At 70.6% G+C, this 1,607-nt stretch carries 1 protein-coding gene and 1 pseudogene; both read right to left on the bottom strand.

Features of this window, described 5'->3' with window-relative positions:
* A pseudogene (locus tag AOK23_RS49150) lies at positions 1 to 200 on the bottom strand (tRNA lysidine(34) synthetase TilS); the annotation flags it as partial.
* Between the two features lie 191 nt (positions 201 to 391).
* Complete coding sequence (locus AOK23_RS43365; protein ID WP_055717849.1) at positions 392 to 1,516, bottom strand: zinc-dependent metalloprotease; 1,125 nt, start codon at positions 1,514 to 1,516, stop codon at positions 392 to 394.
* Positions 1,517 to 1,607 lie beyond the last annotated feature (91 nt).

Genomic DNA, 1,607 nt, shown 5'->3' with positions numbered 1-1,607 from the left:
GCGTTCACGCCCCTCACGGCCTCGGGGGGTGCGGCCGTGAGGGGCGTGAACGCCGGTGGTGCGCCGGTGAGGGGTGGCGCGCCCGGGGTCGTGCGGGCGGGCGTGCGACGGGTGGTGTTCGCGTTGTGTTCGGTGAGGATGTCGTGGAGTACGCGGCGCACCGCCAGGCGTATCGCCGCGACCGCGGGGTGGGGACCCATGTCCGGTTCCCTTCACGAAATTGTCGGGGGGTGAGCCCGAGGTCGGTCACTCAGAGTGTGTAGATGGTGACAGAACCGGGCCGTTCCCCGAGCATTGCACGCCTACCCATCGCTCACGGTCCCTCGGACGGGTGATTGGAGGGGCGTTCGCCTGCCGTCGGCCGGATTCGTTCACCACGCTCGCGTGCGGCTCACGACTCCGCCTTGCGGTGCACCCGTGCGACCCAGTCCGCGGGTTTGGCGATCTCCGCCTTGGTCGGCAGGGTGTTCGGCGAGGTCCACACGCGGTTGAACCCGTCCATGCCGACCTGTTCGACGACTGCGCGTACGAACCGTTCGCCGTCCCGGTACTGCCTCAGTTTGGCGTCCAGACCGAGCAGCTTGCGCAGGGCGAGGTCCAGTCGTGAGGCGCCCTTCGCGCGGCGCTGCTGGAACTTCTCGCGGATCTCGGAGACCGACGGGACGACCGCGGGACCCACTCCGTCCATCACGAAGTCGGCGTGTCCCTCCAGGAGGGACATGACGGCGGTGAGGCGGCCGAGGATCTCGCGCTGGGCGGGGGTCTGCACCAACTCCACGATCGAGTGACCGTCGTCGCCGACCTCTCCTTCGGGGCGGCCCCCCGCGAGTGACTGGGCGGCCTCCCGGATGCGCTCCAGGACCGTCATGGGGTCGACCTCGGTCTCCTGCAAGAAAGACTGGATTTCGCCCTCGAGGTGGTCACGCAGCCAGGGGACGGCCGTGAACTGGGTCCGGTGGGTCTCCTCGTGGAGGCAGACCCAGAGGCGGAAGTCGTGGGGCTGGACGTCCAGTTCGCGCTCGACGTGCACGATGTTCGGGGCGACCAGCAGGAGCCGGCCGCCGCCGTTCTCGCCCGCGGGGAGGTCGCGGGACGCCGGGGCGAAGGTCTCGTACTGGCCGAGGACCCGGGAGGCCAGGAACGACAGCAGCATGCCCAGTTCGACGCCGGTGACCTTGCCGCCGACGGCGCCCAGCACGGCTCCGCCGGGGCTGCCGGCGCGACGTTCCTGCATCTTCTCCAGCAGCGGTTTGAGCAGTTCCCGGAACCCGGCGACGTTCGCCCGGACCCAGCCCGGGCGGTCGACGACGAGGACGGGTGTGTCGTCGGCCTCGTCGGGGAGCATCCGCGTGAACGCGCGGACGTGCTCCTCCGACGCCTTCGCGTGTCGGCGCAGCTCGGCGACGATGGCGCGTGCCTCGTCGCGGCTCACGTCGGGGCCCGGCCGTACCAGCCGGGTCGCGGTCGCCACCGCGAGATTCCAGTCGACCATCTCGGCACCACCGATGCGCGTCATGTTGTCAACCGTACGGGAGCGCTGCCGCTGGGGGCAGGCCGCGCGATAGGTGGGGGGTGCCTTGGGTTTGTGGGCGACTGCGGGTGGGTGG

Origin of the sequence: Streptomyces torulosus, from assembly GCF_001419765.1 — a bacterium.
Lineage (GTDB): Bacteria > Actinomycetota > Actinomycetes > Streptomycetales > Streptomycetaceae > Streptomyces > Streptomyces torulosus.
The sequence above is the reverse complement of the archived record's forward strand: the minus strand, read 5'-3'. Positions and strand labels throughout refer to the sequence as shown.